Below are 24,698 nucleotides of genomic sequence, written 5' to 3'. Positions count from 1 at the left end.
ACCTCACAAATGTTGTATTAAGAAAGGAAGTCGAAAAAGTGATTTATCCATATCATCAGTTTACACCTGAGATTCATGAATCGGTCTTTGTCGCAGATAACGCCACCATTACCGGTGATGTCACAATTGGAGAATATTCGAGCGTGTGGTTCCAAACCGTCATTAGAGGCGATGTTGCACCTGTGAGAATTGGAAAGAACGTCAACATTCAAGATTTATCGTGCCTGCATCAAAGTCCTGGAAAAACACTTCTTATTGAAGATGGTGCTACCATTGGACACCAAGTCACATTACATAGCTCAATCATTCGAAAAAATGCCCTCATTGGCATGGGGTCTATCATTCTCGATGGTGCGGAGATTGGCGAAGGCGCCTTTATCGGTGCAGGAAGTCTTGTCCCTCAAGGAAAGGTCATCCCAAAAGGATCACTCGCTTTTGGCCGTCCAGCCAAGGTCGTTCGGCTGTTAACAGATGAAGATATCCAAGACATGGACCGAATCCGCAGAGAATATGTAGAAAAAGGACAATACTATCGTTCCCTTTTATCTCGTTAACATCATACGTGTATCTTCACTTTATCATGTTTTTTTCAGGATATTAAGCAATAACTATGAACCGCTTGTTATTTTACCCTTTTCCGCCACTTTCTATCATGACAAAAAAGGTTTTCAGCACAAAGCTGAAAACCTTTTTTCATTAACTAAAGATGACTTCTTTCGGTTGATGATTCAATTGCTCTGGATCAATACTGCGCTCTACGTAAATACTGTGCCAAATCATAAAGATGAGGACAGTCCAAATCTTACGGCTATGATCTGCTTTACCAGCACAATGTTCATTTAACAAATCAAGCACATACTCTTTGTTAATATATTCGTCTGTTTGACTGTTTTTAATGATGTCTTTCGCCCAAGCGTTCATCTCATTTTTCAGCCAATGACGAATTGGAACAGGGAAGCCAAGCTTCTTGCGGTTTAACACATGGTCAGGCACAATGCCTTCTGCTGCTTTACGCAATAAATATTTCGTTGTGCCATCTTTTGTTTTCAGCTCTTCTGGAATTTTAGAAGCCGCTTCAAATACGACCTTATCAAGGAATGGAACACGAAGCTCAAGAGAATTCGCCATTGTCATCTTATCTGCTTTCAGTAAGATGTCTCCGCGCATCCACGTATGGATATCAACATATTGCATTTTGTTAATATCACTGTAGCCTGCACTTTCCTCGAAGTATGTCTTCGTCACATCACGATACGTAATGTTCGGATCATACTGCTTTAAGAGGTTTTTCTTTACTGGCTCTTCAAAGATTTTCGCATTACCGATATAACGTTCCTCTAATGGTGTACAGCCGCGGACGATAAAGCTTTTTCCTTTCATTCCTTCTGGCATTAAGCGCGCCAGACGAAGAAGAAGCTTTTTCAGCATAGATGGAACAGATTCAAATGGTTTAAGAGAAAGCGGCTCACGGTAAATATTATATCCACCGAACAGCTCGTCTGCTCCCTCACCAGAAAGAACCACCGTCACTTGTTTCTTCGCTTCCTTTGCCACGAAATACAAAGGAATCGCCGCCGGATCAGCTAAAGGATCATCTAAATGCCAGACAATCTTCGGAAGCTCATTCATATATTCCTCAGGAGAAATCACAGCGCTGAAGTTTTGTAAGCCAAGCTTATCAGCCGTTTCCTTCGCCACATCTACTTCACTAAAACCGTCCTGCTGGAAGCCAACAGAGAACGTCTTCAGCTCAGGATGAAATTCCTTTGCAACAGATACGATGAAAGAAGAATCGATACCACCTGATAGGAATGAACCAACAGGAACATCACTTCTCATGTGAACTTTCACAGAATCATAGATTGCATCGCGTACTTCTTCAATCAGCTTCTGTTCTTGTGTTTGCTCAGGCTTAAATTGAACTTTCCAGTAAGTCTTAAATTCAATCTCCTGTCCTGGGCGTAAAGTAAACTGATGACCAGGCTCTACTTTGTGCACCTTTTGATCAAGTGTATTTGGCTCAGGTACGAACTGGAATGACATGTATTGCTGCAAGGATGTCTCATCAAATAAAATGTTCTCGCTTACTGCCATCAAGCTTTTGCGTTCAGACGCAAAGTACACTTGCTCATCCATTTGTGTAAAATAAAGCGGTTTGATGCCAAAAGGATCTCTTGCGCCATATAATAATTGCGCTTCTTTATCCCAAATTAAAAATGCAAACATGCCGCGAAGCTTAGAAGCCGCTTCTTCTTTATAATGACGGTATGTGGCAAGAAGTACTTCTGTATCAGAGTCTGTGCTGAACGTATAGCCCTTTTTCACAAGCTCTTCCTTCAGCTCCACATAGTTATAAATTTCACCGTTGAAAATAATCCAATACTTTTCATCTTCATAAGAAAGCGGCTGCTTTCCGTGCTCAACATCTATAATACTTAAACGTCTAAATCCAAATCCTACATGCTCATCATGAAAGTAACCCTCATCATCCGGACCGCGATGAACGATGAGACGATTCATTTGTTTAATTAGCTCTTCCTGTTCAGTAGTTTCGGACAATGGACGGTGATTAAATACACCAACAAACCCACACATATTATTGCCTCCACGTTATGTTATTTCTTAAAAGTAGACCTATAATTAGACAGTATTTTGTCCGATTTTGTTTCACATTTTTTCGCTTTTTGCAGATTTTTTTTTAATCAAAAGGAAAACCGCTTAAAATAAGCGGTTTTCTATGTTGTTATTGTCCCAATGCTTCTTTGCGAAGTGTATCGGCTTTATCCGTTTTTTCCCACGGAAGATCTAAGTCGTGACGGCCGAAATGTCCGTATGCAGCTGTTTGCTTGTAGATCGGACGACGCAGGTCAAGCATTTTAATAATGCCAGCTGGACGAAGATCAAAGTTTGCACGAACCACTTCAATTAATTTTTCTTCAGAAGCTTTTCCTGTTCCGAATGTATCAATTGAAATCGATACAGGCTGTGCAACACCAATTGCATAAGCAAGCTGTACTTCACAAGAATCTGCAAGGCCGGCAGCTACGATGTTTTTCGCTACGTAACGAGCAGCGTATGCCGCAGAACGGTCAACCTTCGTTGCGTCCTTACCTGAGAAAGCTCCACCGCCATGACGAGCGTATCCGCCATACGTATCAACGATGATTTTACGTCCAGTTAAACCAGCATCCCCTTGAGGTCCACCGATGACGAAACGGCCAGTTGGGTTAATAAAGTATTTTGTCTGTTCATCAATCAGTTCACTTGGAACGACAGGGCTGATGACATGCTCTTTTAAGTCACTTTGAATTTGTTCAAGCGTCACTTCTGGTGCATGTTGCGTAGAAATAACCACTGTGTCAATACGAACTGGTTTGTTTTGCTCATCATATTCAACTGTGACTTGTGTTTTTCCGTCTGGACGAAGGTATGCAAGTGTTTGATCCTTGCGTACTTCTGTTAAACGGCGAGATAATTTATGCGCTAATGAAATCGGCAGCGGCATGAGTTCTTCGGTTTCGTTGTTAGCAAAACCAAACATCAAACCTTGGTCACCTGCACCAATCGCATCAATTTCTTCTTCAGTCATTGTTCCTTCACGTGCTTCAAGCGCTTTGTCTACGCCTTGCGCAATATCAGCAGACTGTTCATCAATTGATGTAAGTACCGCACATGTTTCCGCATCAAAACCATATTTCGCACGCGTGTAGCCAATTTCCTTAATTGTGTCACGCACCGTCTTTGGAATATCGACATAAGTAGACGTTGTAATTTCACCGCTTACTAATACGAGACCGGTTGTAACAGAAGTTTCACAGGCAACACGTGCATTTGGATCTTTCTTTAAAATTTCATCCAAAATGCTGTCTGAAATTTGATCACAGATTTTATCCGGATGTCCTTCCGTCACTGATTCTGAAGTAAATAAACGACGATTTTGACTCATAATGGCTATTTCCTCCTGTACAAGACCACATCATCCCAAGATGAGGCCTCCAATATGATACGGAACTCGTTCCCTCTTATATTTAAAAACGTTTATATTAGAGATGTTATTGGCAATTTGTTCATATGATATCCCAAAAATAAAAAAACCATTTCCTTCATTGCGAGGAAAGGGTCTGAGATCGCATGCCTTTCACTCTTATCGCTCAAGGTGTTCTTGTACCTTGCATCAGGTTAGCACCTTGGTTTCTCAGCATTTTCATGCCTTTTTCATAAGAAACCGGTTGCTGGGCTTCATCGGGCCTGTCCCTCCACCAACTCGGGATAAGAGTATCCGTTCAATAAGATATCTTATCTTAAACCCTTGCGTCATGTCAATGCTTCATAAGAATTATCTCCCTCTTTTTTCTCCTCACCATTAGCATCACCAAAAAGCATATTTTCATAGCAGAAATGAAAAAACACACACAAAAATTTTTAAATAGTATAGACTATTATTATTAATGTGTTATACTAATCGAAACAAACAAATTCAACGGTAAAGGAAGGGTTTTTTTATGAACTCAGTGGATTTAAAAGAAGATTTGCAGTCATTGCTCTCATTAGAAAATACGCACCAAAATTTATCTGTTCCGAAACTTGTTGAAAAGATTTTGGCACGTAATGAAGGCGTTTTAACATCAACAGGAGCTGTCCGCGCCACAACCGGAGCCTACACAGGACGTTCGCCTAAAGATAAATTTATCGTCAAAGAAGAAAGCTCTGAACATAAAATCGATTGGGGTCAAGTCAACCAGCCGATCTCCAAAGAAGCATTTGACCGTTTATATACAAAGGTTGTGTCATACTTAAAAGAACGTGATGAACTATTCGTTTTTGAAGGATTTGCCGGAGCTGATGAAAGATACCGTATGCCGATTACAGTTGTAAACGAATTCGCATGGCACAATCTTTTTGCCAAGCAGCTATTCATCCGACCTGATGGATCAACACCTTCTTCAAACGAAAAACCTTTCACCATCTTATCTGCACCGCACTTTAAAGCGGATCCTGCAACAGATGGCACAAACTCTGAAACGTTTATCATCGTTTCTTTTGAAAAACGTACGATTCTTATCGGTGGAACCGAATATGCAGGAGAGATGAAAAAGTCCATTTTCTCTGTGATGAACTACCTGCTTCCTGAGCAAGATATTTTATCTATGCACTGTTCAGCAAACGTAGGTCAAGAAGGCGATGTAGCCTTATTCTTCGGACTTTCAGGCACTGGGAAAACGACGCTTTCTGCAAGCGCAAGCCGCAAGCTGATCGGAGACGACGAACACGGCTGGTCTGGCACAGGTGTCTTCAATATCGAGGGCGGATGCTATGCGAAATGTGTGAACTTAAGTGAAGAAAAAGAACCACAGATCTACAAAGCGATCAGCTTCGGATCAGTTCTTGAAAACGTTGTGCTTGATGAAGAAACACGTGAAGCGGATTACGATGATACATTCTTTACTGAAAATACACGCGCTGCTTACCCAATCGAAATGATTGATAACATCGTGAAACCAAGTATCGCAGGACATCCATCTGCCATTGTCTTCTTAACAGCTGATGCGTTTGGCGTATTACCTCCAATCAGCCGTTTAACAAAAGAACAGGCAATGTACCATTTCTTGAGCGGGTACACAAGTAAATTAGCTGGAACTGAGCGCGGCGTCACATCACCAGAAACGACATTCTCTACTTGCTTCGGTTCACCATTCCTCCCGCTTCCAGCTCACGTCTATGCTGAAATGCTTGGCAAAAAGATTGATGAGCACGGCGCTAAAGTATTCCTTGTGAATACAGGCTGGACTGGCGGAGGCTATGGTACAGGCAAACGAATGAATCTCGCTCATACAAGAGCAATGGTCCAGGCAGCAATCGAAGGTGACCTTGACAATGCCGAGATGATCACTGATGACATCTTTGGATTACACATCCCGCTTCATATTCCTGGTGTACCAGATGAAGTGCTTCAACCTGCTAAAACATGGGGTGATCAAGAGGCTTATCAAGAAAAAGCACACTTCCTTGCCAATGAATTTAAAAAGAACTTCCAAAAATTCAGCCACGCGGCAAGTGATATTGAAGCCAAAGGCGGACCACTCGTCTAACCAAATGAAAAAAGCTGAGGAGATTCAATCCCTCAGCTTTTTTTTAGTTTGTTGAATGTAATGATACAAGACGGTACGTCACCTTCGTGACATTGTCTGTCAGCTCCAGCTTTTCAACATGTGCTGTCCCTGTTTTTTCTCCGTCTTTCGTTTTGCGCACCTCAAGTGGAATATTTAATGGATAAATGCGGTATCCATCCTTCATGAGTTCAAATACATTTTCTTCAATTCTTGTCTCTTTTCCCTTTGTGACAATCATTGTATTAAATTCAACAGGCATTCCCATAATGAAAATCCCCCTACTTTCTATATTTCGTTATACTGCTTATTTTACCACATTTCCGCTTTTTCGGCTGTGCATCCATGTGGTCAGCCTTCTCACAATTTCTCGATTATGCTGCGGCGGGAAGTAGTGGTTGTATCCGTGGAAATACCATGTCTCCACGGACTTCCCGTGCTGGCGCAGCGCATCTTCTAACAAATACGCATGCTCAATCGATACATTTTGATCTTCTTCTCCGTGGATGATGAGGACAGGTGCTTCAATTTGATCCACAACATTTAAAGGGGTTCTGTTCTCATATGCCTCTGGCACCTTATGCGGCGGGCCGCCAATCACACGCTTCATCATCCGTCTCATATCTACACGCTCTTCATAAGTCAGTTTCATGTCACTGACGCCTCCCCATGTGACAAAGGAAGCTGCCTCCTCTTTCATTTCAACAGCGGTCCAAATACCCATAATACCGCCTCGCGAAAAACCAAAGATATGAATGCGATCCTTCTTCACTTTTTTGTGCTGCTTTAACAGCTGAAAGGCAGCGAACGCATCTTTTCGGTCTTCTCCGGCAAAATCTTCGTTCCCTTCGCCTCCCTGATTTCCTCGGTAAAAGGGAGCAAAGACGACAAAGCCCTGCGCGGCAAATTGCACAATCCGGCCAGGTCTGACCATCCCTACATTTTTAATGCCGCCTCGTAAATACAAAAAGCCGTCGTAGAAACCTTCTCCTGCCGGTTCAGCGAGCAGCCCTTTCATCCGAAGTCCATCTGCCTCATAGGTCACAGTATATAAGTGAATATGCGGATGGGGCGACGGAAACCTTCTTTTTTCCACAATCACTCTATTTCTCTCCTTTTCATCTCTGATTATGTCCATTGCTTCAGCATCGCTTCTGCGACAAGCTGACCTGATTTTGTCACCATTGGCGTGCCCCCGCCAGGATGACTTGTCCCCCCAACAAACCACAGTCCTTCAATGTCCTTTGACTGATTATTGATGCGAAAGAACGCCTGTTTGAAAGAGTTTGAAGACATGCCATAAATGGCTCCACGATATGCACCCGTTTTCTGCTGCAGATCAAGCGGGGTTTGAACCGCTTCATATTCAATAAGGTCATCCAAATCAAAAAGACCTTTTTCTTTTAATTTGGTTTTCATATGCTGACGATATGTCTCCTTTAGCATGTCCCAATCTTGCTCTTTTGTCACATAAGGTGCATTAGCCAGTACAAACAGGTTGCTTCTTCCCGGTCCTCCGCTTAAAGCTGGTTCTGAATGACCTGAATAACATATGTAAAGCGTCGGGTCTTGAGGCAGTTGTTTTTTCTGAAAAATATCCTTGAATTCTTGCTCGTAATCCTCAGGGAAAAACACATTGTGATGGGTCAGCTGTTCATAGACTTTAGGTACACCTAATAAGAGAACAAAGCCCGATAACGACGGTTCAATGCCAGACAGTTTTTGATTTAAAAAATGAGGACGGTCTTTTTCATCTATGAGATGACGGTATACAGTCAGCGCATCTGCTCCTGCAACGACTTGATCTGCCTCATACATCTGCTGATCCGTCTCCACTCCTTTGATCCGCCGATCCTTCACATGAATCTTGTTCACTTGTTCATTGAGGTGAATCTGAACGCCTAATTCTTTTGCCAGTGTCTCAAATGCCTCAACTAAACGATATGTACCGCCCTGTATTCCATAAATCCCTTTCTCCCCTTCTAAATACGCCATCATGTTAAAAATAGCCGGCGCCTCGTAGGGAGAAGAGCCGATATAAGTGGCATATCGTCCAAACATCGCCAATGTATGAGGATGACGGAAATATTGACGCAGCAGGCGCTGAACGGATGTGAACGGTTTGACAGCGAGAAGTGCTTTCATCAGCTTTACATCCGCCTTATCCTTCCAGCTCAATAACAAACGATTTAAAAACTGCTCCTCTGCCTTTTGAAAAAGCATCTTTGATTCCTGCAAAAATGCACGGTATTGTTTTGCATCTTCAGGGCTGAATACAGCAATTTGTGATTCCATTTGCTCAATATTCGGCGTAAACTCGACCGTATGTCCATCTGAAAAAATATTTTTAGTAAGCGGAGAAATCGGATAAAAGGTCACATAATCCTCCATCCGTCTATGACAACCTGTAAACACTTCTTCAAAATATGCCTTCATTGTAATGGTACTCGGTCCTAAATCAAAAGAGTAGCCTGCTCCATGATGGCGCTGCAATTTCCCGCCTAAAGCCGCTTCTTTTTCTAAAATGGTGACCTGAACCCCGCGTAACTGTAGACGGATCGCTGCTGATAATCCGCCAAGTCCGCCGCCGATGATGATCACTTTTTTCATTCGTACCTTCTCCCTTTCCATTCATACCCTTCTTTTTTCAGACCGATTTTCATAGAAGCAAAGCCAATGGCGATCAGGCTTAAAATACTGACCGGCAATAAAAAAGCCATCGCAGATGTCCGCCCGTTTTCAATATCAATTGCCGCTTTAATCGACACACCCAGCCCATAGCAAAGAATGGCTAAGCATATGCTCAAAACATCCAGCTGAAACAATGCGATCATGAAACAAATGACAGGAACCAAATAAAGGAGGGTGTATAAACAAAAGACACTGCTTAATAAAGCAATGCTTCGATTCACGCCCGGGAACAAATTTTTGCGGTAACCTTCCCAAACCTCTTGTCCACTCTCATACATTCTCATATACACAAATGGATGAATGCTTGCAAGGGTGAACGGAAAGCCTTTTTCCTTCACCCGTCTAGCCAAAGCCATATCATCAACTAGTGAATCCTTGATCGCTTCATGCCCGCCAATGTCGTAATAACAATTCTTTTCAATGGCAATAAAACCTCCATGTGCTGCGGCAAAAGCGGGATTCTTAGATTTTTTTACCCATTTTACTGGCAGATGACAGCCAATGGTAAACATCATCATAGGAACCACAAGATGCTCAAACAATGTGCCTGTTTTTTGTTCTGGAAAACCTGACAGCATGCCCGTTTTTTGCATGCATAACTGCTTGTACACTGATTCAACTGCCCCTCTTTTTAACCGGACATCCGCATCTAAAAATAACAGCCAGTCAGAAGCTGCTGCCTCAGCGAGCTGAGAGCAGGCATATGATTTACCAAGCCAGCCCCGCTTTAATGGCTGTCCTGACTGGACACGGATCCACGGATATGTTTCTGCGAAGCGCTCCACTATCGCTCTTGTCTGGTCTGTAGAATGGTCATCAAGGACGATAAGCTCTTTCGGGTAAAGATGTTGATCAACGATCGACTGAAGACAGGCTTCTATTCGTTTTTCCTCATTTCTCGCTGGAATCAGAATTGATAATGAAATAAGTTCATCAGGCGAAATGGATGCTGGCTTTAAAACAGGAAGCTGCTTCATATTCCATATGGTGAAAATAAACTGACAGAGCAAGAGTACACTGATTACGGTTAAGAAGACCGCCATGTTTTCACCCACTTTTTAAAGGAATCAAACGCATCACTTGTTGACTGACTTGTCCTCGTCATCTGTCTAAATTCTTGATTAGTTGTAAAATCAGGATCTGCGATGACCTGTGCTTGATGTGCGTTTAACTGCGTTTCAAGCAGATCCCTAAGCAGATGCGTCACTTCCTTGCTTCGAAGCTCTCCGCCGCCACATACTAAGGTATCTTCACCAAACAAAGCAGATACTGTCGGCTTTTGAAATTGATTAAATGTATAATGCAAGGTCACAGGCTTCACCACGACTTGCTCAAATTGTCTCACTAAAAATGAAGCCCCGCCCTCCAATTCAAGCGGCCTCATATCCTGATGGATGATTTTCCCCTGTGGAAAAAGCCATACAGCCCCGCCAGCCTGCATGTTCTCTTTTGCCGTCATTAATGCTTGCTTCACACTTTTCAGATTCTCTTTATGAACCGGAAACGCACCAAGCTTTCGGAAAAAGGCATATTGCTTCAGCTGCTTCTCTTCCATCATCATATAGTGATCGAGCCCAGACGCTTTTTCTGTTAAAAGAAAGATGATCAGTCCATCCCACCACGAGCTATGATTGGCGAGATAAAGAACAGGCAGCTTCTCGTTTGGATCCACAGCGCCTTTCATCATCACGCAGCGGAAATGTTTATGAAGTAAATACCGCTCAAGATAAAGAGAAAATATACGTCTAAACGATCGGCTTTTGTCGCTTTCTTTCAAATTGAACCCTTCCTTCACACAAAATAACAATGATCAGTGCTAAATAAAAAATGACTTCAAGCCCGCCCTTTAATGCCAGCACACCAAAAAAGAACACCATTGCCTGATAAATACGACTCGTCCAGCTGAGGGCCTTTTGACCAACCTGAACACGCGGGAAGAGAAAGGAAAGTCCTGCTCCAATCATACCCCAGCTCACAAAATTCTCAAAAGGAATACCATAAAATCCACCGCCGTCATACCACACCCAAAATTTCCGTTCAGCCGCTACTGGATCTAATATGAGGTCAAGCAAGACAATCCATATCCCCGTTTCGACAGCTCGTTTCCATTTCGACTGCTGAGTGGATAAAAAAAGGCTGTTTAAAAACACACCAACCCATGCAAAAGCAATGGTTAAAGGCACCCCTGCCACTAGAAAACCTAACGTCGGATAATAGTCATAGGCCCCGAAAGGAAACCCGGTTGTAATCCCTACCCATTCAACCGTAAATGTCAGCACCCCGACAATGGCTGCCCTTTTGATCACACCCCCCCATGATCCATAAATATTTCGCCCAATCTCTATCACACAGCAGGCATACAGCACAAGAAAAATGCCATTTGCAAACTGAAGCCATGCTGGTACTTCAAAAAAGACCATTAATATGAGCCCTACTAAATACCATCCAAGAAATACCCAACTCACTCTATACACGAAACCGCTCCTTTATTTCTTCCAAATTCAAGAAAGTATTCATGCTTCTAGTATAGAAAAAAAGACACGTTCTATAAATAAACAATGCGCTTCTTATTTTCATCTAGGCACTCACCAAAAATCCCTTTTGACATACTTTAATTAGTGATCTAGAACAAAGGAGGCGAATTACTCTTGAATCGTTCCATCAAAGTCAGACTGGCATTCATCGTCGTTGTCCTGCTCTTTATTCCATTTGTCGCCTGTAAAAAAGAACAAGAGCAGACCGTACAAGTAGCCGAGGTGACCCATTCGGTTTTTTATGCTCCGCTATATGTTGCCTTAGCTGAGGATTTCTTCAAAGAAGAAGGGCTAGAGGTAGAATTAAAAACGACTTGGGGCGGCGATAAAACGATGACAGCTCTCTTATCCGGCGGCGCAGATATCGCCCTGACCGGATCTGAATCCTCTATCTATGTAGAGGCTCAAGACACAAAAGACTCTATCATCAACTTTGCACAGCTGACACAAACAGACGGTACATTTCTTGTTTCAAGGGAGAAAGTGAGCGAATTCTCTTGGGATCAATTAAAAGGAAAAGACTTTCTTGGGCAGCGGAAAGGCGGCATGCCGCAAATGGTCGGTGAATATGTCCTGAAAAAGGAAGGCATTGATGTAAAAAAGGATCTCCGCATGATTCAAAATATTGATTTTGCCAACATTTCAGGTGCTTTCTCCTCTGGAACTGGCGATTTTGTGCAGTTATTCGAACCGACAGCTTCCTTAATTGAAAAAGAAGGCAAAGGGTACATTACCGCCTCCTTTGGAGAAGCTTCCGGGAAAGTGCCATATACCACCTTCATGGCAAAGAAGAGTTACTTAGAGGAAAACAAAGAGACAGCAGAAGCCTTCACTCGTGCCATTTACAAAGCGCAGAAATGGGTAAAAGCCAAACAGCCGGAGGAGATCGCCAAAACCATTCAATCTCATTTTCCTGACACAGAACTTGATGTCTTATCAACTGCCATCAAACGTTACAAACAGCAGGATTCCTATGCAACAGATCCCCTTCTGAATGAAGAGGAATGGAACAAATTGCAGGAAATCATGAAGGAGAGCGATGAATTGCCGAAATTTATCCCGTACAAACAACTTGTCGATTCATCCATTGCAAAGAAGGTCACAGATCACAAATAGAATAGGAGGTAGCACATGTCTTTCCTTCAAATTGACCATGTGACCCACACGTACTTCTCTTTAAAAGAAAAAACAACGGCCATACAGCACATCAATATGGAGATAGACCAAGGAGAATTTATCTCATTTATTGGTCCCAGCGGCTGCGGAAAAACCACCCTTTTGTCTATCATTGCAGGAATAACACCGCCCTCTGAAGGCCGCATTTTAATCGAAGGAAAAGAACCGAATCAAAAGGAGCATCAAATCGGCTACATGCTCCAACAAGATTATTTGTTCCCTTGGAAAACCATCAAGGAAAATATCATTCTAGGGTTAAAAATTACCAAGCAAGATTCACATGAAGCCACCTCCGCTGCTCTTGGTTTACTGCCTAAGCTTGGCCTTCATGATGTGGAGGAAAAATACCCAAAGGAGCTGTCAGGCGGCATGAGGCAGCGTGCGGCTCTCGCCCGAACGCTTGCAGTGAATCCCGGTCTTCTATTACTAGATGAACCCTTTTCAGCTCTAGACTACCAAACCAAACTCACTTTAGAGGATCTCGTCTTTCATACACTCAAAAACTATCAAAAAACAGCGGTCCTTGTGACACATGACATCGGCGAAGCCATTGCGATGAGTGACCGCATTTTCTTATTCTCAAAGCATCCTGGCTCGATCCAGCGAATCTTTACCGTTCCAGATGATCTGAGGACTCTTTCTCCTTTTAAAGCAAGACAGACCCAGAGTTTCCAAGAGCTCTTTCAAACAATTTGGAAGGAGCTGAAAACAGTTGAAACACAGTGACCTTTTACATGAAGCCTATCGCAAAAAATACCGAATGGAAAAACGCATGACCCGAATCTATCAGTTCATTATTTTCGCCAGCTTCTTTTCGCTTTGGGAGCTTGCCAGTCATTTTCGTCTCATCGATCCACTGATATTTAGTTCACCATCTGCGGTCTGCCAATTGTTTGTACAAAAAATATCCGATGGGTCTTTAGTGAATCATATGAGTATTACATTATTTGAAACAGTGCTCGGATTTCTACTTGGTACCTTTTGCGGCATTTTGCTCGCTGCCGCCTTATGGTGGTCCACCCGCCTGGCAAACGTTCTCGATCCTTATTTAGTCATTTTAAATGCCATGCCAAAAGTTGCCCTCGCCCCTATTTTAATCGTAGCCCTTGGGCCTGGCATGATCAGCATCGTTGCCATGGGCGCAATCATTAGTGTGATCATTACGACGATCGTCATATATACAGCCTTTCAAGAGGTCGATGAGAATTATTTAAAGGTGATGAAAACCTTTGGTGCGAAAAAAAGCGTCGTCTTTCGCGAGGTCATTTTACCAGCTAGTATTCCAACGATGATTTCTGCTATCAAGGTCAATGTCGGCCTTTCTTGGGTTGGGGTCATTGTAGGAGAATTTCTTGTTTCTTCAAAAGGGCTCGGCTACATGATCATTTACGGCTTTCAAGTCTTCAACTTTACACTCGTGTTCTTAAGTCTTTTCATTATTGCCGTGTTTGCGACCATCATGTACCAGCTAGTGGAATGGCTCGAACGCCATTTTCTTCAAAAATAAAAAAGCACAGGGATTGTCTCCCTGCGCTTTTTTTAACGAATCAAACCGTTCTTTTCTAAATAAGCAAGACTTTGTCTTAACACATCATCTTTCATAATAAAACTGAAATTCTTATTTTTTGCGATGGATTTTGGCAAGTCTGCGAAAAGAACGGGTCCTTTCGTTTCAAAATACGTGTCTTGCTTCACTAGCCTTTCAATATCAGCGAAATAAATATTCTTGACAATGACCTTTTCTCTGCCCAGCACCTGATATTGACCAATATACGTTAATTCACGAACAACAGCACCCGTCTCTTCTTGAATCTCCCGTATAGCGGCTTGGTCTGCTTCTTCATTCGGCTCAACTTTCCCTCCTGGAAACTCATAGCCCCGATCCTCATGTTCAGTGAGCAGCCATTTCCCTTGGTAGCGGCAGATAGCCCAAACATGCTTAGGATAACTTGAAAAAGGCTTCTCCTCAAAAGAGAGCTTGACCGTATTATGATAATAGTCTTTAAATACATGCATGTGAAATCCCTCATATCCTGTCCTTGCTTCTTGTAAAACATCATACCACAGATCACATTTCTCTGAAGAATTTTTATCAAAAGTGAAACAAACGAGTGGTTCCAATTCGTCTGTATCTAAAATGAGGTATTGTTGCTAAAACCTTTTTATCATTTCCAACTTCACCCAATGTTAATCATGAAACCTTTTATCCCTATATGACGTAAATGAATCAGTGTTGATCCTATGACAACGAGGAGGAAATCAGCATGAGTATAAACAATGGGTCAAAACAAGACGTACCCCATGAGGTGCTCAAGAAACACCTTATGAAAGGGCAAAAGTTAGATTTAACAAAAGACAATCCAGCGATCGACCAAATTCATATCGGGCTTGGCTGGGACCTGGCTGGTCAGCCAATTGATTTAGATACGCAAGCGTTTCTTTTAAATGAAGAGGACAAGCTGTTGTCCCCTAAGCATTTGATCTATTATCACCAGCAGCAAAGCTTAGACGGAGCTGTTCGTCATCTTGGTGATCATCAATTTGGCGGAGGGTATCGAGACAATGAAATGATCATTATGCAATTAAGCAGAGTCTCACCTGACATTCAAAAAATTGTCGTCACAGCCACGATACATGATGCTCACGAACGCCAGCATCATTTTGGACAAGTCACCAATGCCTACGTGCGCCTTACTGACCAAATCTCGCAGCAAGAGATTTGTACCTTTCAGTTAACAGAGGATTATTCGTATTGTACATCCATTATATGCGCTGAACTCACGAGAGATCAGGAGGAATGGAAAATCACCGCGACCGGGCAAGGGACTACTCTAGATTTAAATGATTTATGCCGCATCTATGGATTCACTTCTTGATGCAGGAAAGGAGCCGGCACCTATGGGATTTCATTTCATCACAATAGAAGAACTTACCTTACAAGCAGAAGGCAGCGGAATCTTTTTTGCCAAAAAAGGCGCCATGATTGCCGATCAAGGAAGTTTCCAATACCGCAAGCGATTACTCGGAACGAATAAAGGAAATATGGTCAGTCAAGTATTTAACCACATCAGCAGAAAATTCACAGGTGAAAACCTTGAGATGATGGAAGTGAGTGGACAAGGTACTTGCTACTTGGCGGATGCAAGCGAGCACGTAACAGTGATTAATCTTGAGCCAAGTGGTCCTTGGCAGCATGTAAGTGTAGAAAGTGAAGATTTACTTGCCTTTACTGAGGAATGCCATTACGGTGTCACACCAGTAGGCGTTGGTATTTTATCGCAAAAAGGACTGTTTACATCAAAACTTTCCTATCAAGGTCACGGAGCGCAGGTCGCCATTAAAACGAATGGAAATCCGCTCATCTTAAAAGCCCCCTGCCGTGTAGACCCTGACGCGATTGTCGCTTGGACGGGCAAAGCACCGAAGGTCAAACTAGATGTAAACTGGAAAACTTTCATTGGACAAACATCTGGCGAATCCTACTTATTTGAGTTCCAGGAACAAGATCAAATCGTCATTATCCAGCCATCTGAGCGCACATCTGGCTTACGGGTTGGCTTAGACGATAATCGCTATAAGCCTCAGAGCCAGAGCTCCTCTCATGAATTCACCAATTCACAGCAAGAAAATAGAGGCGGCGGGATCAGTGATCTGATCGGAGGCATTTTACAACCGCGAAAATAAAGCATGTAGAGATTCTCTACATGCTTTTTCAATTCATCAAACCATTTGTCTCAATAAAGCTCCTTGTCTCTTCATTGCCGAGCTCATAAATCATTGTGTAAATCTCTTTTCTTTTTCTATCCATTTCATCATTTGGACTATCATAATGATATTCAAGAAACGGAACATGCGCCCTAAAGAAGCCTTTCCAATCTGTCATATATTGTTCATCGAAATAGTCTCTCAGCTGCAAGATTTGATCATCATCTGCTTCTATTTGAAATTGCCAAGCCGCCGCATCTCTATGCTGCGATATCGATCCATCTTGTACGGATACATAGTATGTGTGTCTCGCCATCTGAATCATCCTTTTTCCTTTAGTATGACCAGATATGAGGAAATTACGGCTTTTTGCGCAATTTATTTTTCAACATGTCCAACACATCAATAAACAACTGCGGAATGGGAATTCCAAGGGCTCTGGCTGTCAAGACGATTTGGTAAGATTCATAAATTATATAAAAGATGATCGCTAAATCCTTAATCGTCCCATTTGTCTTCAGCATGACATCGAAGAAATGTGCCATAGATATTAAGGAGACTGTCACAATCTTTCGAACAAGCCGCGTAAAAAACCGCTTCATTGTGAGCTGTCCAGTCAAAGATTCTCTTAGGCTTGAACAAATTAATTCAATAGCCATCAACGTCACTAAAATCATCAGTAAATATCCTGCTCCACCAAACAGAAAGCCCATCGCCGACAAACTCACTGTAACCAACGAAAAGATGCCTAAATCCTTGCTCACTTGGCATCAACATCCTTTCAAAGTGGAACTCCTTACCTCAATAGTATATGCCGGATGCTCGCAATAGCTTGGACGACAAAAAATAAAGGCGCTGTTATGTACTCAGGGAAACGAATGAAACCAAAAAAGCCGCCCCTTGAGGCGGCTTCTCTTTTTTAGACTCTGACATCAATAAATGAAGCATCTGAATCCTTTGGCTGAACAGCTTGAGGCTGCTGCTGCACTTGATCCAGCATCACCATGGCTTGTGCTGTATTTGTAGCAAGCTGTGAATTCAACAAACTGATATTGAGTGTCTTTTGAATGCTCGCTACTTGCTGACTCATCATTCCTGCAATAGAAGACATCTTCTTCCCTCCCTTCTCTTTTCTCTTCGGCTGAAAGCCCTATGATTTCAATGGGCTGTCTGTCCCGATTCCAATAAAAAAGAATGTCGATCTATTGATGACCGACATTCTTTTCACATACGTGTATTATCCTAAATATGCTTTAAGCATCCAGTTGTGTTTTTCAATGGATTGATGAATCGCAAGCAGCATATCACCTGTTGTTTCATCGCCAACCTCTGCAGCCAGCTCCATTCCTTTCTTTAATTCCTCAGCGATATTGGAGAAATCATTATATAGATTTTTCACCATTTGCTCCGCTGATTCTTTGCCTTCTGCTTCTTGAATGCTGGAAATTTCTAAGCACTCTTTCATTGTCGCAACAGGCTGTCCATTTAAAGCAAGCATACGCTCAGCCAAATCATCAATATATGTAGCTGTTTCTGTATATAGTTCCTCAAATTTCTCATGGAGTGTAAAGAAATCTTTCCCCTTTACATACCAATGATAGTTATGTAATTTCACGTAAAGCACAGTCCAATCAGCTACTTGTTTATTCACAACGTTTAATAAATTTTCAGACATGTTTATTCCTCCTTATGTAATTGCGTTTAGTATGAGAATACCCTTTTCTTATTATACTGAAACCTTCCATCAATTTCTTCTATTTTGACTGCATGAAATATATGTTAATATGGAAATAAGGAGGGAGTTAGATGCTGTTACTTGGGATTATCAGCTTTATCATTATCTCAATCGTTGTCTTTTTATCATTATGGACGACATCGAAGGCTTATGAATATAAGCATAAAGTCGATTCACCACAAGATGCTGAACCAAACCAACGTCCTAATCCAAAATAAAACTGTTTTTAATGATGTGAGGTTTCTTCTTCAGTAGATGAACTCTCTTTTTTCATCTCGCCTACGTGGATGTTCGTTTTCGGCATATTATGCTGCTGTTTAGCTGTCACATGGACTTGTATGATATAAAGGCCATCTTTTTTGAAGGCTGTGTGTAATTCGTATACACCTTTGTTTTCTTTCTTTGGCTGAATCATCTTGCTGTTATCCTTGTCGCCATCTTTCCACACTTCAAATTGAACATCATCTGCATCATCAACAGGCGTATCACCGTATGTGACAGCTGCTTTTACTATAACGCTTTCATTTTTCTCCACTTGCTCAGGTCCTGTGAGTTTTACTTCTAATAGCTCAGGCACTTCCCCTTTGCCGCTATTTGCTGCAGAGTTTCCACATGCACTCAATAACGTGAGCATCAGAATCATTCCCAACATTTTTCGCATCCTGCGCTTCCCCCTTCTTTTACTGACATGTCCATTTTAACAAATATCCCCTATTTTGACATCTCTGATTGAATTCAAATAAAAAACCGGACATCTAATGTCCGGTTCGTCCTTCTATTAACCAAATACTTTTAAAAGCTCTTCTTGATCCTGAGAAAGCCAGAAACGCATTAAACGTTTTGCTCCTTCAAGATCATGAAGCTTCGCTTGGCCGCATTGCTCTTCGTTTGCAGCAGGAATTTCTGTTACTTCAACCGCATCCTTGAATGTTGCATCAAGAAGTTCAACGATCTCTTTTGGAGTTGGTGCACCACTGACAACTAAATAATATCCTGTCTGGCAGCCCATTGGAGAAATATCAATGATATCAAAATGGTCATATTTCTCTGAGTGTGTTCTAATATTAAATGCAAGCAAATGCTCTAATGTATGAATCGTATCAGGTTTCATCGCCTGCTTGTTTGGCTGACAAAAACGAATATCAAATTTATTTACTTCCCCATCTGATCCCACTTTATGAACGCCGCAATGACGAACATATGGCGCTTTTACAGCATTATGATCAAGTTCAAAGCTTTCAACTGAAGGCATAATCACCACTCCTATAATTGCAATTTCCTATATTATAACATATTTCTCCGACCAGTTTAGTTTATAAAACTTTCCTTCCTTGTCCTTTTTTCTTATACTGTGAAAGACAGACAAGGAGGAACCTCTATGAAACAAATTTTTATCGGCATGATACGCTTTTATCAAAAATGTATTTCCCCTCTTACACCGCCAAGCTGCCGGTTTTATCCAACATGCTCAAACTATGGACTAGAAGCGATCAAAACGCATGGCGCGATCAAGGGCGGCTGGCTCACCATAAAACGGATTTTAAAATGTCATCCGCTTCACCCTGGCGGCATCGATCCTGTTCCGCCTAAAAAGGAAAAATAACTTACTTTTCTTCATATCCGTTGACAACTAAGTCAAGCTTCCCTGTTCCAGGGTCAATGACAAGCCCATGTACAGGTACATCTGATGGAAGAAGCGGGTGATTTTTCACTACGGACACACTGTCCTTCACGCTCTCTTCAACTGAACTAAAGCTTTTGAGCCACTGTTTAAAATCAATTCCTGAGTATTCCAGTACTTCAATACGTTTTTCTGGAATACCGCGCTCAACGGCTTTATTTAAAAGTGTCTGGCTGTCTATTTTGCTCATCCCGCAATCATGGTGCCCAATGACATATACCTCGTCAGCATTTAATTCATAAACAGCAACTAAAATGCTTCGCATAATACTTCCAAATGGATGAGAAACAAGCGCTCCAGCACTTTTGACAATCTTAATATCGCCATTTTTCATGTTCATGGCACGCGGAAGCAATTCAACAAGTCTTGTATCCATACACGATAGAATGACAGCTTTTTTCTGTGGAAACTTTGTTGTTGTAAATTCTTCGTATTTCTTTTCTTCAATAAATTGTTGATTATATTCAATGATTTCATCTAAAAGTTTCATACGTTTGTCCATTCCTTTATCTTTTTTTAAAAATAAATATAGCACAATGTAAGAAATTTCGTCACGTTTTGCTGCTTATTTTTTTTAGAGGAAACATCTGCTGATGAAAATTTTTTAATTTCCTCTTTTCAAATCGTAATTATTACGATACAATAACTCAGGACATTAAATCGTAATCATTTCTATCTATTAGATTGAGAGGAGACATTTTCTACATGAAAAAAATCTTTTTTATTTTAACAGCTGCTTTATTCGCGATCGGTCTTGCCGCTTGCTCAAGCAGTGCGGGCACTAATGCTTCAAAAGGAAAGGCAGACGGGAAACTAACCATTTACACCACGATCTTCCCAATTCAAGATTTCACTGAAAAAATTGGCGGCTCCCACGTTCATGCTCAAAGCGTGTATCCTGCCAATGCAGATGCACACAGCTTTGAACCAAGTTCTAAAACGATGGTTGAAATGGCTGAAGGTGATGCCTTTATCTACAGCGGTACAGGGGCTGAAGCATTCGCAGACAAAACTGCTGCCACATTAAAAAATCAAGGTGTGAAAACAGTCAAAGCAGCCGAAGGCATCAAATTGTTATCGACAAAAGAAGAACATGCACATGAAGAAGGCGAAGATCATGATCACGAAGGTGAAGATCACGACCATGATGGGCACGATCACGGAGATAAAGACCCTCATGCATGGTTAGATCCCGTTTATGCGCAGCAAATGGCGAAAAACATTAAAGACACACTCGTCTCATTAGATCCAGATCATAAAGACGAATACACTAAAAACTATGAAAATCTAAAAAAAGATTTGCAATCATTAGACCAAGAATTCAAAACAACGTTATCTAAAGCGAAACATAAAGAAATCCTTGTTTCTCACGCAGCTTATGGTTATTGGGAAAAGCGTTATGGCATTGAGCAAATCAGTGTTTTAGGATTATCCGCTTCTGAAGAGCCATCACAAAAACAGCTCGAAAACATTGTACAAAAAGCGGAACAGCATCACATTCAATACGTTATTTTTGAAAACAACGTCAGCAGCAAAGTATCAGATACAATCCGCAGTGAAATTGGGGCAAAAAGCTTAACCCTTAAAAATCTAGAATCCATTACTGAAGATGATGCCAAAAATGGAGAAAGTTACGTCAGCTTAATGAAACAAAACTTAAAGACCTTAAAAACTGCATTAAATGATTAATGCTTTGAACCCCGGTTGATCAGCCGGGGCTTTTTGCTGTAAAAAAGCACACCTTATAAAGTGTGCTTCTTTTTGATTACATTTGATATTTTTTCTTAAACAGCTCGGCTCTTCCGCCTTTTTCTCCGAATTTTTGGCGTCCTGTATAAAAAGGATGCGTATCAGAGCTTGTTTCTACTTTAATGACAGGATACGTTTTCCCATCTTCCCACTCTACTGTCTCATTTGATGTCTTTGTCGATCTACTCAAGAAGCGGTAACCGCTGTTTACGTCCATAAATACAACTTCATGTGAGGTTGGATGAATATCTCTTTTCAATGTCAAAACTCCTTTCATTATCAAAACGTAATGGTTACGTTTTATACTTATATTCTACTCCCTCTTATACAACTTGTCAAAAAACAAGCTTTCTTAGTCAGGAAGAATAATCTAAAAATGGTGGAGAATAATAAGCATTATGAAAAAGAGAAGCGATAAGAAAGGCGGAGAAAAAATTGACTGATCTCGTTTTAGCTAGAAGCCTGTTCGGCACAACTATGGGCTTTCATATTATTTATGCCTCGCTTGGCGTCGGCATCCCGCTAATGATTTTGTTAGCTGAACTCATCTTTCAAAAAACGAAGGACCCGCATTATGCCATCATGGCCAAGCGATGGACAAAAGCGCAGGCTGTTCTGTTAGGGGTCGCCATTCCAACAGGCACGATTGCTGGTACTCAGCTTGCCCTTTTGTGGCCAGGTTTTATGGAGGTCATTGGAAAGGTCATGTCACTGCCATTCCAGATTGAAATTTATGCCTTCTTTATAGAAGCATTATTTATGTCTATTTATGTGTATGCAGCGGATCGCCTATCAAATGCAATGCGCATCATTACCGTTATTTTTATCGTCATTGGTGCAGCTGCATCAGCGATTCTGATTACAAACGTACATGCTTTTGAAGGAACACCTGCTGGCTTTCAGATGGTGAATGGAGAAATCACAAATATCGAGCCTTGGAAGGCCTTTTTCAATCCAAGCTTTGCTGTGACTGCCACACATGTCGTGCTTTCTGCTTTTACAACAGGTGCTTTTGTGATTGCTTCAGTAGCAGCTTTTAAAATGCTCAAAACTAAAAAGAATGAAAAACTCTATACATTTCATCGAAAAGCCCTTTTTCTAGGACTCATTGTAGGAGGCCTTTTCTCCTTTCTAACAGCCTTAAATGGCCACGAGTCCGCTCAGCTTCTATATGAATATCAGCCTGAAAAGCTGGCTGGAGCTGAAGGTTTGTTTGAAACGCAATCACATGCGCCTCTTGCAATAGGTGGTTTTACGGATGCTGATTCGCAGGAAATTAAAGGTGCGATCGAAATTCCTTGGGCGCTTAGTTTTCTGGCAGGAAATAGCTTCGATACGGTGGTCAAAGGCTTAAATGATTTTCCCCGTGACGAGTGGCCGCCATTATTTATACACACATTATTTAACGGCATGGTCATTATTGGATCGGTGCTCATTCTATTTGCGGTATTAGCACTGCTTTATCGTAAAATTTTAAAACGTGAAAAATTTCCGAAGTGGCTTCTTTTTCTTTACTTATTCGGCGGGCCTCTTAGTCTTTTGGCTATTGAATTTGGCTGGATCTTTGCTTGTACAGGCCGTCAGCCATGGGTCATTTATCGAATGCTCAAAACCTCTGAGGTTGTCACATCATCTGGCTCGATCGGGACACTTTTTATCCTTTTTGCCATTGTCTATCTCATCTTAGGCATTGCAACCGTTATTGTGCTGACGTACTACTTTAGGAAACATACGATTGAAGAAGACTTACGGTTAACAGAATCTTAAAAAGGGAGCGATCTTGATGCAAATGGATGTTACAACTGATGCGCTCATTGCAATCACCATCTTATGGGGATTCGTTTTTATCTATGCAGTGATGGCATCAATGGATTTCGGCGCAGGATTTTGGTCGATGATTTATATGAATAGAGAACAAACAAAAGCCGCTAATATCGCAAATAAGTACCTTTCTCCAACATGGGAAGTGACAAACGTCTTTATTGTGGCCATCGTTGTCGCATTGTTCAGCCTGTTTCCAGGTGCGACCTTTGTACTTGGTACCGTTTTATTAATACCCGGCAGCATCATATTATTACTTCTTGCACTGCGAAGCGGGTTTCTCGTGTTTTCTCATTCACTGCCTAAGAAATACCGAAAAGCGGTGACTTACATTTCAGGGATCAGCGGCTTTATCATTCCGTCCATCCTGATCATGGTTCTCCCAATTACCCATGGTGGATTTATCTTTCAGGAGAACAACGTCTACTCACTAGATCTTGGACTGGTCTTTACAAGTGCAAATGTTTATTCTTTTGTCGGCTTTGCCATCTTCAGCACCCTTTTTCTTTCGTCCTTACTTTTAGCCGATTTCTCTAATGTAGCTAATGAAAATGAAGCTTACAGCATATATAGAAGAGGTGCGCTCATTACGGGTCCTCTTTCACTCATGATGGCCTTTTTTATCATGCTGACTTTACGAAGCGAGGCCAATTGGCTTTTCACAAAAATGATGCAGAACATCCCTATTCTTCTTGTATCTCTCCTAATGTTTCTGCTCGCAGGCCTGGCTCTATTTTTACCAAACAGCCGGTTTAAGAACCGGAAAGGAAGACCACGCCTTGCCGTCATTGCGATTACCATTCAATATTTCTTAGCAAGCTATGTGTACGGGCGTGCCCATTTGCCTTATATGGCCTATCCAGATATTACAATCATGTCTGGATTTACAGACCCTGTCACATTTAGGGCATTATTTATCACCTATATTGTAGGTTTTATCATCTTATTTCCTGGCTTCTATTTCTTCTGGAAATTATTTATGAAGGATAAGCGTTATATTCGCCAGGAAGATTAACATGAATGGGCGAGCTTCATTTCGGTTACATTATAGATGAAAGACATACTCAAAAGGAGGTCATCTGTATGAGTCAAAAAATCCTTTGTGAAGTCAATAACTGTTCCTATTGGAATGCTGGAAACCGCTGTGGTGCAGATGCAATCTATGTCGTCAGCCACACAGGAAATACGGCTGAGAAAAGTGAAGAAACGGATTGTAAAACGTTTAAACCACAAGATCTTTAAGTCATTAAAGGAGGCGCTTCAATTTGAAACACGATCGGCTGCTTCAAACGTTTTTTGACGAAATTCATGACGCGGATGAAGCCGCATTCCACCAAGCCGCTCACTCCTTTTTAAATCTTTGGGATTATGAATATGGACATGCATCAAACATGCCAAGTGAAATGCATCAGTATATCGGACAGCTTGCTTATGACAGCGAGCTGGTAGAAGAGTAAGAAAAAAGAAAGAGTGGACCACCGCTCTTTCTTTTTTTGTTT

At 41.6% G+C, this 24,698-nt stretch carries 31 protein-coding genes and 1 riboswitch; of the genes, 14 read left to right on the top strand and 17 right to left on the bottom strand.

The window, feature by feature from the left end:
* Window positions 1–38 precede the first annotated feature (38 nt).
* Window positions 39–554 carry a gamma carbonic anhydrase family protein gene (locus tag MHI60_RS12605; protein ID WP_024426216.1) on the top strand — a complete coding sequence of 172 codons (516 nt, stop codon included), beginning with the start codon at window positions 39–41 and terminating at the stop codon, window positions 552–554.
* Window positions 555–696: 142 nt separating this feature from the next.
* Here the strand turns inward: MHI60_RS12605 and asnB are convergent, their stop codons facing one another.
* Window positions 697–2,595, bottom strand: a complete 1,899-nt coding sequence (gene asnB / locus MHI60_RS12600; RefSeq protein WP_144471460.1) for an asparagine synthase (glutamine-hydrolyzing) — start codon at window positions 2,593–2,595, stop codon at window positions 697–699.
* 148 nt (window positions 2,596–2,743) lie between these two features.
* Entirely contained in the window at window positions 2,744–3,946 is a 1,203-nt protein-coding gene (gene metK, locus MHI60_RS12595) for a methionine adenosyltransferase (protein WP_095409345.1), read from the bottom strand.
* Between the two features lie 195 nt (window positions 3,947–4,141).
* Window positions 4,142–4,276: riboswitch (SAM riboswitch) on the bottom strand.
* A 226-nt stretch (window positions 4,277–4,502) separates the two neighbouring features.
* Here metK and pckA point away from each other — a divergent pair.
* Window positions 4,503–6,089 (top strand): phosphoenolpyruvate carboxykinase (ATP), encoded by a 1,587-nt coding sequence (gene pckA / locus MHI60_RS12590; RefSeq protein WP_144471462.1) that lies wholly within the window; start codon window positions 4,503–4,505, stop codon window positions 6,087–6,089.
* Window positions 6,090–6,132: 43 nt separating this feature from the next.
* On the opposite strand, the gene MHI60_RS12585 is transcribed toward pckA, so the two are convergent.
* Genes MHI60_RS12585 through MHI60_RS12560 form a run of 6 tightly spaced genes read right to left on the bottom strand, consistent with a single transcriptional unit; the run spans window position 6,133 to window position 11,272 of the window.
* Complete coding sequence (locus MHI60_RS12585; protein WP_025092385.1) at window positions 6,133–6,375, bottom strand: DUF2584 domain-containing protein; 243 nt, start codon at window positions 6,373–6,375, stop codon at window positions 6,133–6,135.
* Window positions 6,376–6,414: 39 nt separating this feature from the next.
* Window positions 6,415–7,209: a prolyl oligopeptidase family serine peptidase gene (locus tag MHI60_RS12580; protein WP_095409346.1), complete on the bottom strand. Its 795-nt coding sequence runs from the start codon at window positions 7,207–7,209 to the stop codon at window positions 6,415–6,417.
* A 26-nt stretch (window positions 7,210–7,235) separates the two neighbouring features.
* Window positions 7,236–8,717, bottom strand: coding sequence for a phytoene desaturase family protein (gene crtI / locus MHI60_RS12575; RefSeq protein ID WP_144471464.1), 1,482 nt, complete (start codon window positions 8,715–8,717; stop codon window positions 7,236–7,238).
* Window positions 8,714–9,841: a glycosyltransferase gene (locus MHI60_RS12570; RefSeq protein ID WP_144471466.1), complete on the bottom strand. Its 1,128-nt coding sequence runs from the start codon at window positions 9,839–9,841 to the stop codon at window positions 8,714–8,716. The genes crtI and MHI60_RS12570 overlap by 4 nt, the downstream gene beginning before the upstream one ends.
* Entirely contained in the window at window positions 9,826–10,575 is a 750-nt protein-coding gene (locus MHI60_RS12565) for a lysophospholipid acyltransferase family protein (RefSeq protein ID WP_095409349.1), read from the bottom strand. Before MHI60_RS12565 ends, MHI60_RS12570 begins: the two co-directional genes overlap by 16 nt.
* Window positions 10,544–11,272 carry a carotenoid biosynthesis protein gene (locus tag MHI60_RS12560; protein WP_144485012.1) on the bottom strand — a complete coding sequence of 243 codons (729 nt, stop codon included), beginning with the start codon at window positions 11,270–11,272 and terminating at the stop codon, window positions 10,544–10,546. The genes MHI60_RS12565 and MHI60_RS12560 overlap by 32 nt, the downstream gene beginning before the upstream one ends.
* 174 nt (window positions 11,273–11,446) lie before the next feature.
* On the opposite strand from MHI60_RS12560, the gene MHI60_RS12555 reads away from it, so the two are divergent.
* The 3 genes from MHI60_RS12555 to MHI60_RS12545 are packed head-to-tail and all read left to right on the top strand — an operon-like array spanning window position 11,447 to window position 14,015.
* Window positions 11,447–12,448, top strand: coding sequence for an ABC transporter substrate-binding protein (locus MHI60_RS12555; RefSeq protein ID WP_144485014.1), 1,002 nt, complete (start codon window positions 11,447–11,449; stop codon window positions 12,446–12,448).
* Window positions 12,449–12,463: 15 nt separating this feature from the next.
* The gene (locus MHI60_RS12550) at window positions 12,464–13,234 is read left to right on the top strand and encodes an ABC transporter ATP-binding protein (RefSeq protein WP_034279407.1); all 771 of its coding nucleotides are present in this window, start codon (window positions 12,464–12,466) and stop codon (window positions 13,232–13,234) included.
* Complete coding sequence (locus MHI60_RS12545; protein WP_048239164.1) at window positions 13,221–14,015, top strand: ABC transporter permease; 795 nt, start codon at window positions 13,221–13,223, stop codon at window positions 14,013–14,015. Before MHI60_RS12550 ends, MHI60_RS12545 begins: the two co-directional genes overlap by 14 nt.
* 32 nt (window positions 14,016–14,047) lie before the next feature.
* Here the strand turns inward: MHI60_RS12545 and ytkD are convergent, their stop codons facing one another.
* Window positions 14,048–14,524, bottom strand: a complete 477-nt coding sequence (gene ytkD / locus MHI60_RS12540; RefSeq protein WP_144485016.1) for an RNA deprotection pyrophosphohydrolase — start codon at window positions 14,522–14,524, stop codon at window positions 14,048–14,050.
* Window positions 14,525–14,772: 248 nt separating this feature from the next.
* On the opposite strand from ytkD, the gene MHI60_RS12535 reads away from it, so the two are divergent.
* A complete protein-coding gene (locus MHI60_RS12535; RefSeq protein WP_144485018.1) occupies window positions 14,773–15,384 on the top strand; it encodes a TerD family protein in 612 nt (203 codons plus the stop codon).
* Between the two features lie 22 nt (window positions 15,385–15,406).
* Window positions 15,407–16,192 carry an AIM24 family protein gene (locus MHI60_RS12530; protein ID WP_144485020.1) on the top strand — a complete coding sequence of 262 codons (786 nt, stop codon included), beginning with the start codon at window positions 15,407–15,409 and terminating at the stop codon, window positions 16,190–16,192.
* 28 nt (window positions 16,193–16,220) lie between these two features.
* On the opposite strand, the gene MHI60_RS12525 is transcribed toward MHI60_RS12530, so the two are convergent.
* The 4 genes from MHI60_RS12525 to MHI60_RS12510 all read right to left on the bottom strand — a co-directional run bounded on the left by MHI60_RS12525 (window position 16,221) and on the right by MHI60_RS12510 (window position 17,888).
* On the bottom strand, window positions 16,221–16,529 hold the full coding sequence (locus MHI60_RS12525) for a hypothetical protein (RefSeq protein ID WP_024425787.1): 309 nt from the start codon (window positions 16,527–16,529) through the stop codon (window positions 16,221–16,223).
* 43 nt (window positions 16,530–16,572) lie between these two features.
* Complete coding sequence (locus tag MHI60_RS12520) at window positions 16,573–16,977, bottom strand: phage holin family protein (RefSeq protein WP_075611804.1); 405 nt, start codon at window positions 16,975–16,977, stop codon at window positions 16,573–16,575.
* 155 nt (window positions 16,978–17,132) lie between these two features.
* Window positions 17,133–17,324 carry a hypothetical protein gene (locus MHI60_RS12515; RefSeq protein ID WP_024424925.1) on the bottom strand — a complete coding sequence of 64 codons (192 nt, stop codon included), beginning with the start codon at window positions 17,322–17,324 and terminating at the stop codon, window positions 17,133–17,135.
* 126 nt (window positions 17,325–17,450) lie between these two features.
* The gene (locus tag MHI60_RS12510) at window positions 17,451–17,888 is read right to left on the bottom strand and encodes a Dps family protein (RefSeq protein WP_095409356.1); all 438 of its coding nucleotides are present in this window, start codon (window positions 17,886–17,888) and stop codon (window positions 17,451–17,453) included.
* Window positions 17,889–18,019: 131 nt separating this feature from the next.
* On the opposite strand from MHI60_RS12510, the gene ytzI reads away from it, so the two are divergent.
* Entirely contained in the window at window positions 18,020–18,166 is a 147-nt protein-coding gene (gene ytzI, locus MHI60_RS12505; protein ID WP_003217544.1) for a YtzI protein, read from the top strand.
* Between the two features lie 8 nt (window positions 18,167–18,174).
* Here the strand turns inward: ytzI and MHI60_RS12500 are convergent, their stop codons facing one another.
* On the bottom strand, window positions 18,175–18,609 hold the full coding sequence (locus tag MHI60_RS12500; protein ID WP_144471468.1) for a FixH family protein: 435 nt from the start codon (window positions 18,607–18,609) through the stop codon (window positions 18,175–18,177).
* Between the two features lie 117 nt (window positions 18,610–18,726).
* A complete protein-coding gene (locus MHI60_RS12495) occupies window positions 18,727–19,200 on the bottom strand; it encodes an S-ribosylhomocysteine lyase (RefSeq protein ID WP_003217624.1) in 474 nt (157 codons plus the stop codon).
* A 126-nt stretch (window positions 19,201–19,326) separates the two neighbouring features.
* Here MHI60_RS12495 and yidD point away from each other — a divergent pair, with 126 nt between their 5' ends.
* The gene (yidD, locus tag MHI60_RS12490; protein ID WP_041107381.1) at window positions 19,327–19,551 is read left to right on the top strand and encodes a membrane protein insertion efficiency factor YidD; all 225 of its coding nucleotides are present in this window, start codon (window positions 19,327–19,329) and stop codon (window positions 19,549–19,551) included.
* 1 nt (window position 19,552) lies between these two features.
* Here the strand turns inward: yidD and MHI60_RS12485 are convergent, their stop codons facing one another.
* Window positions 19,553–20,119, bottom strand: a complete 567-nt coding sequence (locus MHI60_RS12485) for a carbonic anhydrase (RefSeq protein WP_024424929.1) — start codon at window positions 20,117–20,119, stop codon at window positions 19,553–19,555.
* A 215-nt stretch (window positions 20,120–20,334) separates the two neighbouring features.
* Between MHI60_RS12485 and MHI60_RS12480 the strand changes: the two genes are divergently transcribed.
* Window positions 20,335–21,318: a zinc ABC transporter substrate-binding protein gene (locus MHI60_RS12480; protein WP_144471470.1), complete on the top strand. Its 984-nt coding sequence runs from the start codon at window positions 20,335–20,337 to the stop codon at window positions 21,316–21,318.
* Between the two features lie 76 nt (window positions 21,319–21,394).
* Here the strand turns inward: MHI60_RS12480 and MHI60_RS12475 are convergent, their stop codons facing one another.
* The gene (locus tag MHI60_RS12475; protein ID WP_041086807.1) at window positions 21,395–21,637 is read right to left on the bottom strand and encodes a type B 50S ribosomal protein L31; all 243 of its coding nucleotides are present in this window, start codon (window positions 21,635–21,637) and stop codon (window positions 21,395–21,397) included.
* Window positions 21,638–21,813: 176 nt separating this feature from the next.
* On the opposite strand from MHI60_RS12475, the gene MHI60_RS12470 reads away from it, so the two are divergent.
* The 4 genes from MHI60_RS12470 (at window position 21,814) to MHI60_RS12455 (ending at window position 24,656) form a co-directional block, all read left to right on the top strand.
* Window positions 21,814–23,145, top strand: coding sequence for a cytochrome ubiquinol oxidase subunit I (locus MHI60_RS12470; protein WP_047203537.1), 1,332 nt, complete (start codon window positions 21,814–21,816; stop codon window positions 23,143–23,145).
* A 22-nt stretch (window positions 23,146–23,167) separates the two neighbouring features.
* Complete coding sequence (locus MHI60_RS12465) at window positions 23,168–24,214, top strand: cytochrome d ubiquinol oxidase subunit II (protein WP_186318667.1); 1,047 nt, start codon at window positions 23,168–23,170, stop codon at window positions 24,212–24,214.
* Window positions 24,215–24,282: 68 nt separating this feature from the next.
* Window positions 24,283–24,441, top strand: a complete 159-nt coding sequence (locus MHI60_RS12460; protein ID WP_008360682.1) for a DUF1540 domain-containing protein — start codon at window positions 24,283–24,285, stop codon at window positions 24,439–24,441.
* Between the two features lie 23 nt (window positions 24,442–24,464).
* Window positions 24,465–24,656 (top strand): hypothetical protein, encoded by a 192-nt coding sequence (locus MHI60_RS12455; protein WP_095409360.1) that lies wholly within the window; start codon window positions 24,465–24,467, stop codon window positions 24,654–24,656.
* Window positions 24,657–24,698 lie beyond the last annotated feature (42 nt).

It is taken from the genome of Bacillus sp. FSL K6-3200 (genome assembly GCF_038630485.1).
GTDB lineage: Bacteria > Bacillota > Bacilli > Bacillales > Bacillaceae > Bacillus > Bacillus safensis.
The sequence above is the reverse complement of the archived record's forward strand: the minus strand, read 5'-3'. Positions and strand labels throughout refer to the sequence as shown.

Coding starts and splice junctions, on each gene's coding strand:
- MHI60_RS12585 (WP_025092385.1), bottom strand. CDS start 6,375: ATGGGAATGCCTGTTGAATTTAATACAATGATTGTCACAAAGGGAAAA.
- MHI60_RS12570 (WP_144471466.1), bottom strand. CDS start 9,841: ATGGCGGTCTTCTTAACCGTAATCAGTGTACTCTTGCTCTGTCAGTTT.
- crtI (WP_144471464.1), bottom strand. CDS start 8,717: ATGAAAAAAGTGATCATCATCGGCGGCGGACTTGGCGGATTATCAGCA.
- MHI60_RS12500 (WP_144471468.1), bottom strand. CDS start 18,609: ATGCGAAAAATGTTGGGAATGATTCTGATGCTCACGTTATTGAGTGCA.
- MHI60_RS12495 (WP_003217624.1), bottom strand. CDS start 19,200: ATGCCTTCAGTTGAAAGCTTTGAACTTGATCATAATGCTGTAAAAGCG.
- MHI60_RS12510 (WP_095409356.1), bottom strand. CDS start 17,888: ATGTCTGAAAATTTATTAAACGTTGTGAATAAACAAGTAGCTGATTGG.
- MHI60_RS12525 (WP_024425787.1), bottom strand. CDS start 16,529: ATGGCGAGACACACATACTATGTATCCGTACAAGATGGATCGATATCG.
- yidD (WP_041107381.1), top strand. CDS start 19,327: ATGAAACAAATTTTTATCGGCATGATACGCTTTTATCAAAAATGTATT.
- MHI60_RS12530 (WP_144485020.1), top strand. CDS start 15,407: ATGGGATTTCATTTCATCACAATAGAAGAACTTACCTTACAAGCAGAA.
- MHI60_RS12535 (WP_144485018.1), top strand. CDS start 14,773: ATGAGTATAAACAATGGGTCAAAACAAGACGTACCCCATGAGGTGCTC.
- asnB (WP_144471460.1), bottom strand. CDS start 2,595: ATGTGTGGGTTTGTTGGTGTATTTAATCACCGTCCATTGTCCGAAACT.
- MHI60_RS12550 (WP_034279407.1), top strand. CDS start 12,464: ATGTCTTTCCTTCAAATTGACCATGTGACCCACACGTACTTCTCTTTA.
- MHI60_RS12515 (WP_024424925.1), bottom strand. CDS start 17,324: ATGTCTTCTATTGCAGGAATGATGAGTCAGCAAGTAGCGAGCATTCAA.
- ytkD (WP_144485016.1), bottom strand. CDS start 14,524: ATGCATGTATTTAAAGACTATTATCATAATACGGTCAAGCTCTCTTTT.
- metK (WP_095409345.1), bottom strand. CDS start 3,946: ATGAGTCAAAATCGTCGTTTATTTACTTCAGAATCAGTGACGGAAGGA.
- pckA (WP_144471462.1), top strand. CDS start 4,503: ATGAACTCAGTGGATTTAAAAGAAGATTTGCAGTCATTGCTCTCATTA.
- ytzI (WP_003217544.1), top strand. CDS start 18,020: ATGCTGTTACTTGGGATTATCAGCTTTATCATTATCTCAATCGTTGTC.
- MHI60_RS12465 (WP_186318667.1), top strand. CDS start 23,168: ATGGATGTTACAACTGATGCGCTCATTGCAATCACCATCTTATGGGGA.
- MHI60_RS12480 (WP_144471470.1), top strand. CDS start 20,335: ATGAAAAAAATCTTTTTTATTTTAACAGCTGCTTTATTCGCGATCGGT.
- MHI60_RS12485 (WP_024424929.1), bottom strand. CDS start 20,119: ATGAAACTTTTAGATGAAATCATTGAATATAATCAACAATTTATTGAA.
- MHI60_RS12460 (WP_008360682.1), top strand. CDS start 24,283: ATGAGTCAAAAAATCCTTTGTGAAGTCAATAACTGTTCCTATTGGAAT.